This window comes from Legionella nagasakiensis, from assembly GCF_900639915.1.
In the GTDB taxonomy this organism is placed as follows: Bacteria; Pseudomonadota; Gammaproteobacteria; order Legionellales; family Legionellaceae; genus Legionella_A; species Legionella_A nagasakiensis.
The window spans coordinates 1-1214 of the sequence record NZ_CAAAID010000032.1; the positions used below are offsets into that span (position 1 = coordinate 1).

The following is a 1214-nucleotide window of genomic DNA, read 5'->3' on the forward strand; positions in this document are numbered from 1 at the left end:
AAAGACCTCAAAATTCTTTCTTTAGACTTGGTCTTGATTCCTTACGCAATTTTTTAACTAATTTTAAAATCAATTCTAATTTGTTCCTTAAATACTTAAAGTCTATTCATATTAAAACATTGGAGAATTGCTTTTAAAAAATTGTCCCATACAAAGCACATGAATCTCTTGGACAAACATGCTAATCTGAATCAGAAAAGCAATATCCCACGGACATTGATAATCCATAGGAGAGGGACGATGAAAAAAAACGATGAAATCACCCTAATTATTTTAAGACCCCGTGCACTGTTTTATGCCTGGGTAACTGAAGTTGTCTCTTCTCTCAAAGAAAAAAATGATGTTAATATTGCAGAGATTGCCAATGATCATACTGTTCTTGTAGTTCCTAAAAAGGACTCCGAAGAGACTTCTGTTTTACTTGCTGGAAATCTGGAGGCTATCTTAAAGAGAGAATTTTCCCGCTGGACGACCGATGAAACCCTTTGGCCTCCTCGTTTTGATCTTGATGTATTAACGCAATATTTTGATTTGGAAATGCATAATACAGTTGTGGACTATAATTAATTTATTTAATTGGGATAATTGCCATGGACGTTAAAAAACAATATGTGCTCATCGTTAAACCAAAAGCCCCAGTTAAGGAATGGCTAAAACATGTATTTATCTCTAAAAATGAATTGCCGGGTAAAATTGAACATCTTGACTTTTCCCTGTTTGAAAGAGATTCAACTGCCTATTTATTGCCTTCATCCATTGACTCTCTGAACAAATGTACAACCTTTCTACTACAAGAAGCTACCGCCATATTGGAGTTTGAATTAGAACAATTTATCCATGATAAAACGTTATGGCCAAAAGAGCGAACTTTTGATTTATTTACAGAATGGTTTGATTTTGAAGTCTATCCACAAGTTTTGACCTTTTAATGACCTTCAATAATAGATTGCAAGAACCACTTGACTATTTTTACTCCACTCACTAGTATGGGTAACACGTCTTTACTTTTATGGATAAATTATGTTAGCACAAACCGTTATAAAATCCTTAATTGCATCAGTAAAGACAGAGGCATTGCCAACCCTTAGAACAGTTATACCAACAGCACAGAGAGCCTTGTCAAGCTTACGTTTTTTTTCCGAAACACCTAATTTTCACCCCCATAGCGAAGAATATCTTGCGGCACAACGGGCAGCAATGTCCCGTGCAGAGAT

General features: G+C 35.3%; 3 protein-coding genes. All 3 read left to right on the forward strand.

Translation table 11 applies throughout. The annotated features are described in order from the left end of the window. The first annotated feature begins 240 nt into the window (after positions 1-240). Positions 241-567 carry a hypothetical protein gene (locus tag E1O52_RS12935; RefSeq protein ID WP_133129052.1) on the forward strand — a complete coding sequence of 109 codons (327 nt, stop codon included), beginning with the start codon at positions 241-243 and terminating at the stop codon, positions 565-567. A gap of 23 nt (positions 568-590) precedes the next feature. Next, positions 591-929 (forward strand): hypothetical protein, encoded by a 339-nt coding sequence (locus E1O52_RS12940; protein ID WP_133129053.1) that lies wholly within the window; start codon positions 591-593, stop codon positions 927-929. A 91-nt stretch (positions 930-1020) separates the two neighbouring features. Continuing rightward, positions 1021-1214: hypothetical protein (locus E1O52_RS12945; RefSeq protein ID WP_133129054.1), on the forward strand; the 194-nt coding region annotated here is incomplete at its 3' end.

Excerpts from the sequence above, each read along its gene's own strand:
- E1O52_RS12940 (WP_133129053.1), top strand. The coding sequence starts at position 591 with ATGGACGTTAAAAAACAATATGTGCTCATCGTTAAACCAAAAGCCCCA.
- E1O52_RS12935 (WP_133129052.1), top strand. The coding sequence starts at position 241 with ATGAAAAAAAACGATGAAATCACCCTAATTATTTTAAGACCCCGTGCA.